The sequence below is a fragment of the Micromonospora terminaliae genome (assembly GCF_009671205.1).
GTDB lineage: Bacteria > Actinomycetota > Actinomycetes > Mycobacteriales > Micromonosporaceae > Micromonospora > Micromonospora terminaliae.
This window is the reverse complement of sequence record NZ_CP045309.1, coordinates 4,428,290-4,442,728: the sequence shown is the minus strand read 5'-3', so window position 1 is coordinate 4,442,728 and position 14,439 is coordinate 4,428,290. Positions and strand designations below refer to the sequence as shown.

The following is a 14,439-nucleotide window of genomic DNA, read 5'->3' as shown; positions in this document are numbered from 1 at the left end:
GCGGGGGGTGAGGCACAGCCTCTTCGGCTCGACTGATATCGTTCGCCCCGTCATGGCCGGTGACCAGAAACCCCCCAGCGCTGGCGGCCCGGGCGACGTTCCGTCCGGTGCCGGTCAGGGTTGGACCGCGCTCTCATACCTCATCGGGGGCATGCTCGTCTGGGGTTTCATCGGCTGGCTGGTCGACCGTTGGCTCGACACCGGCGGCATCGCCACCGGGATCGGGATTGTGCTCGGCATGGCCGGGGGGATCATCCTGGTCGTCCGCCGACTGGGCACGCCTACTTAGGAAGGGACGCGGTGTTCGGACAGGCGAACGTCCTGGCAGCGGGCCAGGCGGAATTCCCACCCAGCGTGGAGGACTTCTACCTGCCCAGCATCCTGCCCTGGGGTGCGCACGACAACTACTGGTTCACCAAGATCACGTTGATGGTCTGGCTGGCCGTCGGGGTTCTGATCCTGTTCTTCCTGCTCAGCTACCGCAACCCGAAGCTGGTGCCGACGAAGAAGCAGTGGTTCGCCGAGTCGATCTACGGCTTCGTGCGGAACAACATCGCCGTCGACATGATCGGGCACGCGGGGGTGCGGTTCGCGCCGTACTTCACCACGCTCTTCTGCTTCATCTTGCTGACGAACGCGTTCGCGATCATCCCGTTCTTCCAGATCTCGCCGAACTCGCACATCGCGTTCCCGGCCTTCCTCGCCGTGATCAGCTACGTGATGTTCAACTGGATCGGCATCCGGCACCACGGCTTCGCGAAGTACTTCAAGAACTCCCTGATCCCGCCGGCGCCCTGGTACATCCTGCCGCTGCTGATCCCCATCGAGTTCTTCTCGACGTTCCTGGTTCGGCCGTTCTCGCTGGCCGTCCGTCTCTTCGCGAACATGTTCGCCGGTCACATGCTCCTGCTGGTCTTCACGCTCGGCGGGTTCGCCATGCTCAGCGCCAACGCCTGGCTGGCCCCGGTCTCGGTGCTGTCCTGGGTGATGACGATCGCGCTGACCTTCCTCGAGTTCCTGGTGATCTGTCTGCAGGCGTACGTCTTCACGGTGCTGACCGCCAGCTACGTGCAGGGCGCGCTCGCCGAAGAGCACTGATCCACTCTTTCGCACCAACCGTTGTCGTCCCGCGTGACCGTCACGCGTGATAACCAGGAGGAACCGCAATGAGCATCCTTGCCGAGGTAACGGGCAGCACCGCTGCCATCGGTTACGGCCTGGCCGCCATCGGCCCGGGCATCGGCGTGGGCCTGGTCTTCTCGGCCTACATCCAGTCGACGGCCCGCCAGCCGGAGTCGTCCCGGATGACCCTCCCGTACGTCTGGATCGGCTTCGCCGTCATCGAGGCCCTGGCGCTGCTCGGTATCGCCTTCGGCTTCATCTGGGCCGGCACCGCCTGATCCAGCCCTTCTGACCGGGAGGTTTTCCCATGTACTTCCTCGCCGCGGAGGGTGGTGAAGCGGCCCACAACCCGATCATTCCCGCCTGGGAGGAGATCGTGGTCGGTGGCATCGCCTTCATCGTGCTCTGCTTCGTGCTGATGAAGTTCGTCTTCCCGCGCATGGAGCAGACGTTCCAGGCCCGGGTCGACGCGATCGAGGGCGGCATCAAGCGCGCCGAGGCCGCCCAGGCCGAGGCGAACCAGCTGCTCGAGCAGTACCGGGCCCAGCTCGCGGAGGCGCGTACCGACGCCGCCAAGATCCGCGACGACGCCCGGGCCGACGCCGAGGGCATCCGCCAGGACATCCTCGCCAAGGCGCGCGAGGAGTCCGACCGGATCATCGCGGCCGGCAAGGAGCAGCTCGCCGCGGAGCGGGCCACCATCGTGCGCGAGCTGCGTACCGAGGTGGGCACCATCGCGGTCGACCTGGCCAGCCGGATCGTCGGTGAGTCGCTCGCCGACGAGGCGCGCCGCAAGGGCACCGTGGACCGGTTCCTGAGCGGTCTCGAGAGCACGGGGGCCCGCTGATGCAGGCCGCCAGCCGGGAGTCGTACAAGGTCGCGGCGGACCGCCTCGACGAGTACGCCCGCGGCGCGGAGCCGTCGGCGGTGTCCACCGCCGCCGACGACATCCTCTCCGTCGCCGCCCTGCTGCGGCGCGAGCCGCGGCTGCGCCGGGCGCTCTCCGACCCGGCCCGGTCCGGGTCGGACCGGGCCGGCCTGCTCGGCGAGATGCTGCGCGGCAAGATCGGCGCCGACGCGCTCGACCTGCTCGCCTCGCTGGTCTCCGGCCGCTGGTCGGCTCCGTCGGAACTGCTCGACGGCGCCGAGCGGCTGGGCATCGAGGCGCTCCTGGCGAGCGCGGACAAGGCCGGCGAGCTGGGCGAGGTCGAGGACGAGCTGTTCCGTTTCGGGCAGGTCGTCTCCGGTTCCCCGGAGCTGTCCAACGCGCTCTCCGACCAGATGGCCCCGGCCGGGCAGCGGGCCACGCTGGCCGACCAGCTGCTCGACGGCAAGGCCCGGCCGATCACCGGTTACCTCGTCGGGGCCGCGCTGGCCGGCTTCGGGGGACGCTCCTTCACCGGGGCGCTCACCCGGCTGGTCGAGCTGGCCGCCGACCGGCGGGACCGCCAGGTCGCGTACGTGACCGTGGCGGCTCCGCTGAGTGACGAGGAGGAGCGACGCCTGGGTGCCCGCCTCTCCCAGATGTACGGTCGGGAGGTCTCCGTCAAGCAGACGGTGAACCCGGACGTGCTCGGTGGGGTGAGCGTGCGGGTCGGTTCCGACCTGTACGACGGCACCGTCCTGCGCCGCCTCAACGAGACCCGCAACGCGCTCGCGAAGCGCTGATCAGCGACTGAGCAGCCCTGATTCGACGCCATCGGACCGGTCGGTACTAGGTATCCCCGGGCCCCTGATACTTAAGGAAGCAGAGGATGGCCGAGCTGACCATCTCGACGGAGGAGATCCGCGGCGCCCTGGAGCGCTACGTCTCCTCCTACACGGCCGACGTCTCCCGCGAGGAGGTCGGCACCGTCTCCGACGCCGGCGACGGCATCGCCCACGTCGAGGGTCTGCCCTCGACCATGACCAACGAGCTCCTGGAGTTCGAGGACGGCACGCTCGGCGTGGCGTTGAACCTCGACGTCCGGGAGATCGGTGTCGTCGTCCTCGGTGACTTCGGCGGGATCGAAGAGGGTCAGCGGGTCAAGCGGACCGAGCGGGTGCTCTCCGTGCCGGTCGGCGACGCCTTCCTGGGCCGCGTGGTCAACGCGCTCGGTCAGCCGATCGACGGCCTCGGCGACATCGCCAACGAGGGCTACCGCGAGCTGGAGCTCCAGGCCCCGAACGTGATGTCCCGGCAGTCGGTCTTCGAGCCGCTGCAGACCGGCATCAAGGCCGTCGACGCCATGACCCCGATCGGCCGCGGCCAGCGCCAGCTGATCATCGGTGACCGGAAGACCGGCAAGACCACGGTCGCCCTGGACGCCATCCTCAACCAGCGGGACAACTGGCGCTCCGGCGACCCGACGAAGCAGGTCCGCTGCATCTACGTCGCCGTCGGCCAGAAGGCCTCCACCATCGCCTCCATCAAGGGGACGCTGGAGGAGGCGGGCGCGATGGAGTACACGACCATCGTCGCCTCCCCGGCCTCCGACCCGGCCGGCTTCAAGTACCTTGCCCCGTACACCGGCTCGTCCATCGGCCAGCACTGGATGTACGGCGGCAAGCACGTCCTGATCGTCTTCGACGACCTGAGCAAGCAGGCCGAGGCGTACCGGGCCGTGTCGCTGCTGCTGCGCCGCCCGCCGGGCCGCGAGGCCTACCCGGGTGACGTCTTCTACCTGCACTCCCGGCTGCTGGAGCGTTGCGCCAAGCTCTCCGACGAGCTGGGCGGCGGCTCGATGACCGGTCTGCCGATCATCGAGACCAAGGCGAACGACATCTCGGCGTTCATCCCCACCAACGTCATCTCCATCACCGACGGCCAGATCTTCCTGGAGACCGACCTGTTCAACCAGGGCGTCCGGCCGGCCATCAACGTCGGCACCTCGGTCTCCCGGGTCGGTGGCGCCGCGCAGGTGAAGCCGATGCGGAAGGTGGCCGGTTCGCTCCGGCTCAACCTGGCCCAGTACCGCGAGCTCGAGGCGTTCGCCGCCTTCGCCTCCGACCTGGACCGGGCCTCCCGCGCCCAGCTGGACCGCGGTTCCCGCCTGGTCGAGCTGCTGAAGCAGCCGAACTACTCGCCGTACCCGGTGCAGGAGCAGGTCGTCTCCGTCTGGGCCGGCACCGAGGGCAAGCTGGACGACATCCCGGTGGGCGAGGTCCGTCGCTTCGAGTCGGAGTTCCTCCAGTACCTCCGGCACAAGCACGAGGGCGTCCTGGCCGGCATCGCCGACAACAAGTGGGACGACGACATCATCGGCTCGCTCGACTCGGCCATCACCGAGTTCAAGAAGGTCTTCCTGGGCAAGGAGGACGAGCAGCGGATCAACGAGCCGGCCGCGCAGCCGATGGAGGGCGAGGAGAACCGCGAGACGGTGACCCGCTTCCGCGACGGCTCGACCGACCGCCCGGCTGAGAGCTGACGATGGCCGCGCAGGTTCGCGTTCTTCGTCAACGGATCCGCTCGGCGAAGTCGATGAAGAAGATCACCAAGGCGATGGAGCTCGTCGCGACGAGCCGTATCGCCAAGGCCCAGGCCCGGGTGGCGGCTTCGCTGCCGTACGCCCAGGCCATCACCGGCGTGCTCACGGCGCTGGCCTCGAACGCGCGGATCGACCACCCGCTGCTCACCCCGCGCGAGCGGGTGCGGCGGGCGGGCGTCCTGCTCGTCACGGCCGACCGCGGCCTGGCCGGTGGTTACAGCACCAACGCGATCCGGACCGCGGAGTCGCTGATCGCCCGGCTGCGGGAGGACGGGAAGGAACCCGTCCTCTACGTGGTTGGACGTAAGGGCGTGACGTACTACCGGTTCCGCAACCGGGACATCGCGGCCAGCTGGACGGGCTTCTCCGAGCAGCCGGGCTTCTCCGACGCCCGCGAGGTGGGCGAGACGCTGATCAAGGCGTTCACGGCCGGCGCGGACGACGCGGAGGGGCAGGCCGGGGCGGACGGGATCCTCGGCATCGACGAGTTGCACATCGTCTACACCGAGTTCAAGTCCCTGATGACCCAGACTCCGGTCGCGAAGATCATCGGCCCGATGCAGGTCGAGGACCGCCCGCGGTCCGAGGGCCTGCTGCCGGCGTACGAGTTCGAGCCGGAGGCGGAGGCGCTGCTCGACGCGCTGCTGCCGAAGTACATCAACACGCGGATCTACGCGGCGTTGCTGGAGTCGGCGGCCAGTGAGTCGGCGGCCCGTCGGCGGGCGATGAAGAGCGCCACCGACAACGCCGAAGAGATGATCGAGAAGTACACGCGCGAGATGAACTCGGCCCGCCAGGCCGGGATCACCCAGGAGATCAGCGAGATCGTCGGCGGCGCGAACGCGCTGGCCGCGTCGGGAAGTGAAGTGTGATGACTGCCCCAGTAGAGACCAAGACGGCCACGGGTCGCGTGGTCCGGGTCATCGGCCCGGTCGTCGACGCCGAGTTCCCGCGCGACGCCATGCCGGACCTGTTCAACGCCCTGCACGTGGACGTGACGCTCTCCGGCGGCGAGAAGACGCTGACCCTCGAGGTCGCCCAGCACCTGGGTGACAACGTGGTCCGCGCCATCTCGATGCAGCCGACCGACGGCCTGGTCCGCGGCTCCGAGGTCCGGGACACCGGCTCGCCGATCACCGTTCCGGTGGGCGACGCGGTCAAGGGCCACGTGTTCAACGCGATCGGCGAGGTCCTCAACCTCACCGAGGGCGAGACGCTCGAGGCGGACGACCGCTGGCAGATCCACCGCAAGGCCCCGGCCTTCGCGGACCTGGAGCCGAAGACCGAGATGCTGGAGACCGGCATCAAGGTCATCGACCTGCTCGCCCCGTACGTCAAGGGCGGCAAGATCGGCCTGTTCGGCGGCGCGGGCGTGGGCAAGACGGTGCTCATCCAGGAGATGATCACCCGCGTGGCCCGGAACTTCGGTGGTACCTCGGTCTTCGCCGGCGTGGGTGAGCGCACCCGTGAGGGCAACGACCTCATCGCCGAGATGACCGAGTCCGGCGTCATCGACAAGACCGCTCTGGTCTACGGCCAGATGGACGAGCCGCCGGGCACCCGGCTGCGGGTCGCTCTCTCCGCGCTGACCATGGCGGAGTACTTCCGCGACGTGAAGAAGCAGGAGGTGCTGCTCTTCATCGACAACATCTTCCGCTTCACCCAGGCCGGTTCCGAGGTCTCCACGCTGCTCGGCCGCATGCCGAGCGCGGTGGGTTACCAGCCGACCCTGGCCGACGAGATGGGCGAGCTCCAGGAGCGGATCACCTCCGTCCGGGGCCAGGCCATCACCTCGATGCAGGCGATCTACGTGCCCGCGGACGACTACACCGACCCGGCGCCGGCCACCACGTTCGCCCACCTGGACGCGACCACCAACCTGGAGCGGTCGATCTCCGACAAGGGCATCTACCCGGCCGTGGACCCGCTGGCGTCCTCGTCCCGGATCCTCGCCCCGGATTTCGTCGGCGCCGAGCACTTCGCGGTCGCCACCGAGGTGAAGCGGATCCTGCAGCGCTACAAGGACCTGCAGGACATCATCGCCATCCTCGGCATCGAGGAGCTCTCCGAGGAGGACAAGGTCACGGTGGGCCGGGCCCGCCGGATCGAGCGCTTCCTGTCGCAGAACACCTACGCCGCCGAGCAGTTCACCGGCGTGCCGGGCTCGACGGTCCCGATCAAGGAGACCATCGAGGCGTTCAAGAAGATCAGCGAGGGCGAGTACGACCACTTCCCCGAGCAGGCGTTCTTCATGTGCGGCGGTCTGGAGGACCTCGAGAAGAAGGCCAAGGAGCTGATGGAGGGCTGAGAGCCCGATCACACTCCACAGAGGCCGCCCCGACGATGTCGGGGCGGCCTCTGCCTGTTCCGGGCCCCGCGTTACCAGATGCCCGGTTCGCAGGCAGGCGGTTCGCCGGACCGCGCGGTACCGTTCGTGACACGACGTTCACATCATGGGCGTTGATCTCTGCAACGAAACGGATCCCGGCGCCCGTCTACCAGTCGTGGGCGTGACGATTGGAGCAGCTCGTGGGTGAGGCCGGCACGGACCGCGGCAAGCGGGGCCTGTGGCGTGGCGTGCCGCGATGGGCGCGGGTCTGCACCATTCTCGGCGTCGTCATGATGGTGCTCAGCGGCTCGGTGCTGGTCGGCTACCACGCGCTGGTCGCCCGCTACGAGGGCGCGGTCGGCAAGGGCGACCTCTTCGGCGACCAGGCAGCCGGGGCCAAGGAGAAGAAGAGCGACATCAAGGGCCCGCTGAACATCCTGCTGGTGGGCGTGGACCCGCGCAACGCGAAGGCCCGCCCGCTCGCCGACTCGATCATGGTCCTGCACGTGCCGGCCGGCATGGACCGCGGCTACCTCTTCTCGCTCCCGCGCGACCTGCGGGTGGAGATCCCCGAGTTTCCCAAGGCCGGCTACGGGGGCGGCACCGACCGGATCAACGCCGCCATGTCGCACGGCAGCGTGGTGGCCGGGCAGAACCCGAGCGCGGCACAGGGCTTCGAGCTGCTCGCCAAGACCGTGCAGCAGGTCACCGGGATCGAGCGCTTCGACGCCGGGGCGATCATCAACTTCACCGGCTTCAAGAAGATCGTCGACGCCATGGGCGGCGTCGACATGTACATCGAGCGGGACGTCAAGTCCGAGCACCTGCAGCCGGACGGCACGCCGCGCCAGCTCAAGCCGGGCGGCGGGGGCTACCTCGGCCCGCAGGCCGAATACAAGAAGGGCAACGCCCACCTCAAGGGCTGGCAGGCGCTGGACTACGTCCGGCAGCGCTACCCGAAGAACGGCGTGCCGGACGCCGACTACGGCCGGCAGCGGCACCAGCAGCAGTTCATCAAGGCGATGGTGAGCCAGGCGTTCAGCGCCGACGTGGTGGCCAACCCCGTAAAGCTGGACCGGGTGCTCCGCGCGGCCGGCCAGTCGCTGGTCTTCAACGGCCGGGGCAACAGCGTGGTCGACTTCGCCCTCGCCCTGAAGGGCATCCGGGCCGACTCGATCGAGACCATCAAGCTGCCCGGCGGCCCGGTCGAGACCAGCCGGGGATACCAGGGGGAACGCCTGCTCCCGGCCGCGGACGACTTCTTCGCGGCGCTGCGCAACGAGCAGCTCGACGCGTTCCTGCTGGAGCACCCCGACTTCAAGCAGAAGAGCAAGTAGCGTGAGCGCCAACGGGCCCCGGCGGGTGCCGGGGCTCGTCGGTGTGACCGTGGCGCAGCTCTCGCCACCCGCGTTGGGTGGGCCTCGGGGGCGCGACTAGACTTTCGGCAATCCGCCGCCGCAGCAAGGAGACAGCGTGGCACAGCAGCTTCACGTCGAGCTCGTAGCCGTCGAGGAGAAGGTCTGGTCCGGCGAGGCCGAGATGGTCGTCGCCCGGACGACCGAAGGTGAGCTGGGTGTGCTGCCGGGGCATGCGCCCCTGCTCGGCCAGCTCGCGGAGCCCAGCCAGGTACGCATCAAGCAGGCCGGCGGCGAGCAGCTCGCGTACGACGTGGCGGGCGGGTTCCTGTCGGTGACCGGTGAGGGCGTGACCGTCCTCGCCGAGAGCGCCACCCCGGCCACCCCGGCGCGCTGAGCCGACCCGCCGATGGAGATCGTGGAAGGGATCGGAATCGGCGTCGCGGTCATTCTCGTGGCGCTTCTGATCCTCTTCATCCGGCGGGCCCTGTTCACCCGCAGCGGAGGCATCATCCGGCTCAGCGTCCGGGTCTCCACGATTCTCGACGGCCGAGGCTGGTCACCCGGCTTCGGCCGTTTCGTCGGCGACGAGCTCCGCTGGTACCGCATGTTCAGCTTCGCCCTGCGTCCCAAGCGGGTGCTCTCCCGTAAGACGCTGGCCGTGGAGCGGCGCCGGCTGCCCGAGGGCCAGGAACGGCTCTCCATGCCGGCCGACTGGGTGATCGTGCGGTGTACCAGCAACCACGCCCCGGTCGAGATCGCCATGGCACGGTCCACGGTCACCGGCTTCCTCTCCTGGCTCGAGGCCGCCCCACCCGGGGCGGTCTCGCCGCGTCTGGCCTCCCAGGACTGGCCCGCCGCCTGACCTGGCTCGCTGGGGTCGAGCCCGATAAACCCCAAGGGGTACGCGGAGCGCCGGCCCCACCGGGCTCCGCCCGGCTACCGGTGGGCCCGATGAGCGCGCCGGACCGGCTCGGAGTGGGACGGGATGTCCGCTTCCGTGTCGCCGCCGACCCCTGAGTGAAACGCCATGGGTGTCTCCGGCGTCCGGATACACCCATGGCGTTCCACCGACCCGGGTGTGCTGCGCCGGATGTCCGGTTCGGGGGTGGCCGGCGGCACTCCGGCGGCGGAATGGTCGGCGGGTGGGCGTCGTTGTATCCCCGTGAACGACCGAGGAAGGGCGCCCCGCCCAGCGGGGTGGTCGGGCCCGGAATGATGGCGGGCCGGCGGTCGTTGTACATGGTCCCGGCGCGACGAAGAGGCCCCGCCCCGCGCACCGGATGATCCCCCAAGACTTCTTTTGAGCGCCTGACGGTGCTTGCGCACACCCGACCTCCCCCGTCGGCGTGTGCGCCAACCCCCAAGGAGCTTCCCGATGCTGCGGAAGAGCGTGCTCGGTATTGCTGGTCTGGCCTTCACCGGTGGTGTGTTCGCCGGTCCGATCGCCGCCCACGCCGCCGAGCCGGTGAGCACCACCAAGCCGGTCGCCGTGTCGGTGCAGGGCGCGCAGTCGAAGATCGACCTGAATGACGAGCAGCTGGCCAACGCCAAGGCGATCATCGCGGCGACGAAGAAGGCCGGTCTGCCGGAGCGGGCGGCGGTCATCTCGATCGCCACGTCGCTGCAGGAGTCGAAGCTGGAGAACCTGGGCCACCTGGGCGACGCCAACGACCATGACTCGCTGGGCCTGTTCCAGCAGCGCCCGTCCAGTGGTTGGGGTTCGCCGGAGCAGATCACCAACCCCGAGTACTCGACGCTGGCGTTCCTGAAGGGTCTGAAGCAGGTCGACGGCTGGGACAAGATGCCGCTGACCGAGGCCGCGCAGACCGTGCAGGTCTCGGCCTACCCCGACGCGTACGCCCAGTGGGAGCAGCAGGCCACCGACATCGTCGCTCACAACTGGAACAGCTGACACAAGCACGAAGGCCGGCACCCCGAGCGGGTGCCGGCCTTCGGCGTATCCGGGGTCAGCCGGTCTCGGCGACCAGTTCGACCTCGTACCCCTGCTTGTCGGAGAGGTAGGCGGCGTAGGTCTGCGGGCCGCCCGCGTGGGGGTGCCGGTCCGGGAAGAGCAGTTCCCACCCGTGCTCGGGCGCGGCGGCCACCAGCCGGTCCACGGCGGCCGGCGGGCCGGCGTGGAAGGCCAGGTGGTTGAGCCCCGGGGCGCACCGGTCGTGCGTGCGCCCGGTGAGGGCCGGTGACTCCTCCAGGACCAGGTACGTCGCGCCGAGCCGCCAGGACCGGCCGGCCGGCCAGTCCTGGTACGGCGTCCAGCCCAGCTCGCCGAGGAGCCAGCCCCAGCTACGCCTGGCAGCGGCGAGATCGGGTACCCACACCTCCACGTGGTGCAGCGCGCCGACGGTCAGCGCTTCCCGCCCGGCACCCATAGCACATCCCCGTCCGGATTTGCCGTTCTTGACAGGATAAAGAGCAGATCGGAGAGCCGGTTGAGATACTTTGCCGGGAGCGTGCTGGTCCGGTCCGGGTCGTGCGTGACCAGCGCCCACGCCGCACGCTCGGCGCGCCGGGCGGTCGTCCGTGCCACGTGCAGCAGTGCCGCACCAGCGGTGCCGCCGGGGAGGATGAAGGAGTCGAGCTTGCTCAGGCGCGCGTTGAACTCGTCGCACCAGCCTTCGAGGCGCTCCACGTACTCCTCGGTGACCCGCAGCGGCGGGTACTTCGGGTCCGGCTCCACCGGGGTCGCCAGGTCCGCGCCGACGTCGAACATGTCGTTCTGGACCGACTCCAGCACCGCCCGCAGCTCGTCGGAGAGCTGCCCCAGGGCGAGCGCGACGCCGATGGCGGCGTTGCACTCGTCCACGTCCGCGTACGCGGCGATCCGCGGATCGGTCTTCGGCACCTGCTCGTTGTTGCTCAGCCTGGTCATGCCGGCGTCGCCGGCCTTGGTGTAGATGCGCGTGAGGTGGACGGCCATGACGCACAGCCTACGGATACCGGACCTGACGATCCCGGCGCGGCCGGTCGCGACCGCCTGGCCGGCGGCCGGGGTGGGGCCGGGTGACGCCGGCGACCCGGCGGTCAACGACGTCGACGTCATCCGGGTGCTCGGTGAGGCCCGGCTGGCGGGCACCGTGCACGTGGTCGGTGCGAAGAACTCCGCGCTGAAACTCATGGCGGCGGCGCTGCTCGCGCCGGGACGCAGTGTGATCACGAACGTCCCGCGGATCACCGACATCGCGATCATGGGCGAGGTGCTGCGCCGGCTCGGCTGCGCCGTCCGCTTCGCGGCCGACGACCCGGTCGACCCGATGGTGGCGCGCGGCGGGGTGGAACGGTCCCGGTCGGTGGTGATCGACGTGCCGGAGCAACCGGGTGCGGAGGCCGACTACGACCTGGTCCGCCGGCTGCGCGCGTCGATCTGCGTCCTCGGTCCGCTGCTGGCCCGCCGGAGGTACGTGCGGGTGGCCCACCCCGGCGGGGACGCCATCGGCTCGCGTGGCCTGGACATGCACATCGCCGGGCTGTCCCGGATGGGCGCGGAGATCTCCGGCGAGCACGGCTTCGTCATCGCCGAGGCGCCGGACGGGCTGCACGGCGCGGACATCCTGCTGGACTTCCCGAGCGTCGGCGCCACCGAGAACCTGGTGATGGCGGCGGTGCTGGCCCGGGGCACCACCACGATCGACAACGCGGCGCGGGAGCCGGAGATCGTGGACATCTGCACCATGCTGAACCGGATGGGCGCCCGGATCGAGGGGGCCGGCACGTCGACCCTGCACATCGTCGGGGTGCCCGAGCTGCGCCCGGTCCGGCACGCCACGGTGGGGGACCGGATCGTCGCCGGGACGTGGGCGTTCGCGGCCGCCATGACCCGCGGCGACGTGACCGTGACCGGCGTCGACCCGGCCTACCTGGAGGTCGCGCTGGACAAGCTGGTCACGGCCGGCGGCCTGGTGGAGACCCGGGGCGGCGCCTTCCGGGTACGCATGGACGACCGGCCGAAGGCCGTCGACGTGGTCACCCTGCCCTTTCCGGGCTTCGCCACCGACCTGCTGCCGATGGCGATCGGGCTGGCGGCGGTCAGCGACGGGGGCTCGCTGATCACCGAGAACATCTTCGACGGCCGGTTCATGTTCGCCAACGAGATGATGCGGCTCGGCGCCGACATCAAGACCGACGGCCACCACGCGCTGGTGTGCGGGCACGAGCGCCTCTCCGGCGCCCCGGTCCGCGCCACCGACATCCGGGCCGGCGCCGGCCTGATCATCGCCGGGCTCTGCGCCGACGGGGTCACCGAGGTCTCGCACGTGCACCACGTGGACCGCGGCTATCCGGACTTCGTGGCCGACCTGCGGGCCCTCGGCGTCGAGGTGGAACGCGGCACCGCGCCCGACGAACCGGACCTCGCCATCTGAGGGACCGCCCTTAGCAGTCGTTCAGCCTCGCGGATTAGGGTGCTGGCAGACACTCATTCGCAGCGAGGGAGAAGCAGATGGCGGGTCGACTCGCGGTCGTCGGTGCCGGGTTGATGGGCGCGGGCATCGCCCAGGTGGCGGCGCAGGCGGGCTGGCAGGTGACGCTGCGCGACCTGGACGACGCGGCCACCAAGCGGGGCGTCGACGGCATCCGGAAGTCGCTTCAGAAGTTCGCCGAGAAGGGGAAGATCGAGGCGTCCGAGGTCGAGGCGACGCTGGCCAGGATCACGCCGACCACCGAGCTGGAGGCGGCGGCCGACGCGGACATCGTCGTCGAGGCGGTCTTCGAGAAGATCGAGATCAAGCACGAGGTGTTCCGCGCGCTGGACAAGATCTGCAAGTCCGACGCGGTGCTGGCCACCAACACCTCGGCCATCCCGGTCACCCAGATCGCCACCGCCACCGAGCGCCCCGAGTCGGTCGTCGGCACCCACTTCTTCTCGCCGGTGCCCATGATGAAGCTGTGCGAGCTGGTCCGCGGTTACAAGACCAGCGACGCGACCCTGGCCACGGCCAAGGCGTTCGCCGAGGAGATCGGCAAGACCGTCGTGGTGGTCAACCGGGACATCGCCGGCTTCGTCACCACCCGGCTGATCTGTGCCCTCGCCATGGAGGCGGTCAAGCTCGTCGAGTCCGGCGTGATCTCCGCCGAGGACCTGGACACCGCCTGCAAGCTGGGCTTCGGTCACGCCATGGGCCCGCTGGCCACGGTCGACCTGACCGGCGTCGACGTGCTGCTCAACGCCACGAAGAACATCTACACCGACACCGCCGACGAGAAGTTCTTCCCGCCGGAGCTGCTCCAGCGCATGGCCACGGCCGGCGACCTGGGCCGCAAGACCGGTCAGGGCTTCTACAGCTACTGATCCGTGCGCGTGACGCCCCGGGCCGCCCCGGTCGGGGGCGTCACGCTTTCGGTGGGGTGAGGGCCGCGCCGAGCAGGGCGAACGCGTCCGGGATGACGGTGCCCCAGTAGGCGAAGTTGTGCCGGCCGTCGGCCCAGGCGGCGCGTGCCGGGGGCTCGGGCAGCGCCCGGGCCAGCGCGCGGACGTCCTTGAGGAAGTTGTCCTGCCGGCCGCACCAGAGGCCGACCGGGGTGCCGCGCAGCCGGTCCGCGCCGGTGAAGACCGCGTCGCCCGGGCGGACCGCGGGGGAGAAGGCGGCCACCGCGCGCAGCCAACCCGGGTACGCCTCGGCGAGCAGCAACGCCCCGAACCCGCCCATCGACCAGCCCCAGACGGCGAGCCGGCTGCTGTCGAAGCCCCGCCGGGCGCACCAGGTCGGCAGTTCCTCGCGGACCATCCGTTGGGGGTCGTCGTTCCCCGACCGGCGCCAGGAGAGCCGGCCGCCGGTCGCACCGGCCAACGCGAAGGGCGGGGCGCCCCGGCGCACCGCGTCGGTGAGGAAGCGGGCCAGCCCGAACCGGCCGTAGTCCCGCGGGGTGGCCGAGGCGCCGTGCAGCACCAGGCACACGGGCAGGCCGCGGCCGTCGCCGTACCCCTCGGGCACGGCCGTCCAGAAGTCCACCTCGCGGCCGCGGGCCCCGGAGGCGATCCGGATGAGCCGCTCGTCCCCGGCGGGCACGTCCGGCACGGCCGGGCCTGGCCCGGGCCGGGGCTCGGCGAGCTGCCGGGCGGTGAGCCCGCCGACCACCGCGGCCCCGGCCACGCCGGCACCGGTCGCCAGTAGCGTGCGCCGGGTCAGGATGTGCGCCATGCCGGCGAGTG

At 70.2% G+C, this 14,439-nt stretch carries 17 protein-coding genes; 14 read left to right on the top strand and 3 right to left on the bottom strand.

What is annotated here, in order from left to right; translation table 11 throughout:
- The first annotated feature begins 52 nt into the window (after positions 1–52).
- The 12 genes from GCE86_RS20295 to GCE86_RS20240 all read left to right on the top strand — a co-directional run bounded on the left by GCE86_RS20295 (position 53) and on the right by GCE86_RS20240 (position 10,188).
- Positions 53–289: an AtpZ/AtpI family protein gene (locus tag GCE86_RS20295; protein WP_154228421.1), complete on the top strand. Its 237-nt coding sequence runs from the start codon at positions 53–55 to the stop codon at positions 287–289.
- 11 nt (positions 290–300) lie between these two features.
- Positions 301–1,098: a F0F1 ATP synthase subunit A gene (gene atpB / locus GCE86_RS20290; RefSeq protein ID WP_154228420.1), complete on the top strand. Its 798-nt coding sequence runs from the start codon at positions 301–303 to the stop codon at positions 1,096–1,098.
- 68 nt (positions 1,099–1,166) lie between these two features.
- Positions 1,167–1,400 (top strand): ATP synthase subunit c family protein, encoded by a 234-nt coding sequence (locus tag GCE86_RS20285; protein WP_046563803.1) that lies wholly within the window; start codon positions 1,167–1,169, stop codon positions 1,398–1,400.
- A 29-nt stretch (positions 1,401–1,429) separates the two neighbouring features.
- On the top strand, positions 1,430–1,969 hold the full coding sequence (locus GCE86_RS20280) for a F0F1 ATP synthase subunit B (protein WP_154228419.1): 540 nt from the start codon (positions 1,430–1,432) through the stop codon (positions 1,967–1,969).
- Positions 1,969–2,790 (top strand): F0F1 ATP synthase subunit delta, encoded by an 822-nt coding sequence (locus GCE86_RS20275; RefSeq protein WP_154228418.1) that lies wholly within the window; start codon positions 1,969–1,971, stop codon positions 2,788–2,790. The genes GCE86_RS20280 and GCE86_RS20275 overlap by 1 nt, the downstream gene beginning before the upstream one ends.
- A gap of 86 nt (positions 2,791–2,876) precedes the next feature.
- Positions 2,877–4,529 carry a F0F1 ATP synthase subunit alpha gene (gene atpA / locus GCE86_RS20270; protein ID WP_154228417.1) on the top strand — a complete coding sequence of 551 codons (1,653 nt, stop codon included), beginning with the start codon at positions 2,877–2,879 and terminating at the stop codon, positions 4,527–4,529.
- A 2-nt stretch (positions 4,530–4,531) separates the two neighbouring features.
- Positions 4,532–5,461 carry a F0F1 ATP synthase subunit gamma gene (locus GCE86_RS20265; protein WP_154228416.1) on the top strand — a complete coding sequence of 310 codons (930 nt, stop codon included), beginning with the start codon at positions 4,532–4,534 and terminating at the stop codon, positions 5,459–5,461.
- A complete protein-coding gene (atpD, locus tag GCE86_RS20260) occupies positions 5,461–6,897 on the top strand; it encodes a F0F1 ATP synthase subunit beta (protein ID WP_091262169.1) in 1,437 nt (478 codons plus the stop codon). Before GCE86_RS20265 ends, atpD begins: the two co-directional genes overlap by 1 nt.
- A gap of 221 nt (positions 6,898–7,118) precedes the next feature.
- Positions 7,119–8,255, top strand: a complete 1,137-nt coding sequence (locus GCE86_RS20255) for an LCP family protein (RefSeq protein WP_154228415.1) — start codon at positions 7,119–7,121, stop codon at positions 8,253–8,255.
- A 136-nt stretch (positions 8,256–8,391) separates the two neighbouring features.
- Complete coding sequence (locus tag GCE86_RS20250) at positions 8,392–8,670, top strand: F0F1 ATP synthase subunit epsilon (RefSeq protein WP_091262164.1); 279 nt, start codon at positions 8,392–8,394, stop codon at positions 8,668–8,670.
- Positions 8,671–8,682: 12 nt separating this feature from the next.
- Positions 8,683–9,138: a DUF2550 domain-containing protein gene (locus GCE86_RS20245; protein ID WP_154228414.1), complete on the top strand. Its 456-nt coding sequence runs from the start codon at positions 8,683–8,685 to the stop codon at positions 9,136–9,138.
- Positions 9,139–9,651: 513 nt separating this feature from the next.
- Complete coding sequence (locus tag GCE86_RS20240; protein WP_154228413.1) at positions 9,652–10,188, top strand: hypothetical protein; 537 nt, start codon at positions 9,652–9,654, stop codon at positions 10,186–10,188.
- A gap of 55 nt (positions 10,189–10,243) precedes the next feature.
- On the opposite strand, the gene GCE86_RS20235 is transcribed toward GCE86_RS20240, so the two are convergent.
- Positions 10,244–10,663: a VOC family protein gene (locus GCE86_RS20235; protein ID WP_154228412.1), complete on the bottom strand. Its 420-nt coding sequence runs from the start codon at positions 10,661–10,663 to the stop codon at positions 10,244–10,246.
- Complete coding sequence (locus tag GCE86_RS20230) at positions 10,639–11,211, bottom strand: cob(I)yrinic acid a,c-diamide adenosyltransferase (protein WP_154228411.1); 573 nt, start codon at positions 11,209–11,211, stop codon at positions 10,639–10,641. The genes GCE86_RS20235 and GCE86_RS20230 overlap by 25 nt, the downstream gene beginning before the upstream one ends.
- Between GCE86_RS20230 and murA the strand changes: the two genes are divergently transcribed.
- Both murA and GCE86_RS20220 read left to right on the top strand, forming a co-directional pair.
- Positions 11,210–12,652: a UDP-N-acetylglucosamine 1-carboxyvinyltransferase gene (murA, locus tag GCE86_RS20225; protein ID WP_154228410.1), complete on the top strand. Its 1,443-nt coding sequence runs from the start codon at positions 11,210–11,212 to the stop codon at positions 12,650–12,652. The two genes, GCE86_RS20230 and murA, sit on opposite strands and share 2 nt — an antisense overlap.
- A 77-nt stretch (positions 12,653–12,729) precedes the next feature.
- Positions 12,730–13,578 carry a 3-hydroxyacyl-CoA dehydrogenase family protein gene (locus GCE86_RS20220; RefSeq protein WP_154228409.1) on the top strand — a complete coding sequence of 283 codons (849 nt, stop codon included), beginning with the start codon at positions 12,730–12,732 and terminating at the stop codon, positions 13,576–13,578.
- 40 nt (positions 13,579–13,618) lie between these two features.
- Here GCE86_RS20220 and GCE86_RS20215 read toward each other — a convergent pair whose 3' ends face one another.
- Positions 13,619–14,428 carry an alpha/beta hydrolase gene (locus GCE86_RS20215; protein ID WP_154228408.1) on the bottom strand — a complete coding sequence of 270 codons (810 nt, stop codon included), beginning with the start codon at positions 14,426–14,428 and terminating at the stop codon, positions 13,619–13,621.
- Positions 14,429–14,439 lie beyond the last annotated feature (11 nt).

Excerpts from the sequence above, each read along its gene's own strand:
- GCE86_RS20295 (WP_154228421.1), top strand. The coding sequence starts at position 53 with ATGGCCGGTGACCAGAAACCCCCCAGCGCTGGCGGCCCGGGCGACGTT.
- GCE86_RS20285 (WP_046563803.1), top strand. The coding sequence starts at position 1,167 with ATGAGCATCCTTGCCGAGGTAACGGGCAGCACCGCTGCCATCGGTTAC.
- GCE86_RS20280 (WP_154228419.1), top strand. The coding sequence starts at position 1,430 with ATGTACTTCCTCGCCGCGGAGGGTGGTGAAGCGGCCCACAACCCGATC.
- GCE86_RS20275 (WP_154228418.1), top strand. The coding sequence starts at position 1,969 with ATGCAGGCCGCCAGCCGGGAGTCGTACAAGGTCGCGGCGGACCGCCTC.
- atpA (WP_154228417.1), top strand. The coding sequence starts at position 2,877 with ATGGCCGAGCTGACCATCTCGACGGAGGAGATCCGCGGCGCCCTGGAG.
- GCE86_RS20265 (WP_154228416.1), top strand. The coding sequence starts at position 4,532 with ATGGCCGCGCAGGTTCGCGTTCTTCGTCAACGGATCCGCTCGGCGAAG.
- atpD (WP_091262169.1), top strand. The coding sequence starts at position 5,461 with ATGACTGCCCCAGTAGAGACCAAGACGGCCACGGGTCGCGTGGTCCGG.
- GCE86_RS20245 (WP_154228414.1), top strand. The coding sequence starts at position 8,683 with ATGGAGATCGTGGAAGGGATCGGAATCGGCGTCGCGGTCATTCTCGTG.
- GCE86_RS20240 (WP_154228413.1), top strand. The coding sequence starts at position 9,652 with ATGCTGCGGAAGAGCGTGCTCGGTATTGCTGGTCTGGCCTTCACCGGT.
- GCE86_RS20235 (WP_154228412.1), bottom strand. The coding sequence starts at position 10,663 with ATGGGTGCCGGGCGGGAAGCGCTGACCGTCGGCGCGCTGCACCACGTG.
- murA (WP_154228410.1), top strand. The coding sequence starts at position 11,210 with ATGACGCACAGCCTACGGATACCGGACCTGACGATCCCGGCGCGGCCG.
- GCE86_RS20230 (WP_154228411.1), bottom strand. The coding sequence starts at position 11,211 with ATGGCCGTCCACCTCACGCGCATCTACACCAAGGCCGGCGACGCCGGC.
- GCE86_RS20220 (WP_154228409.1), top strand. The coding sequence starts at position 12,730 with ATGGCGGGTCGACTCGCGGTCGTCGGTGCCGGGTTGATGGGCGCGGGC.
- GCE86_RS20215 (WP_154228408.1), bottom strand. The coding sequence starts at position 14,428 with ATGGCGCACATCCTGACCCGGCGCACGCTACTGGCGACCGGTGCCGGC.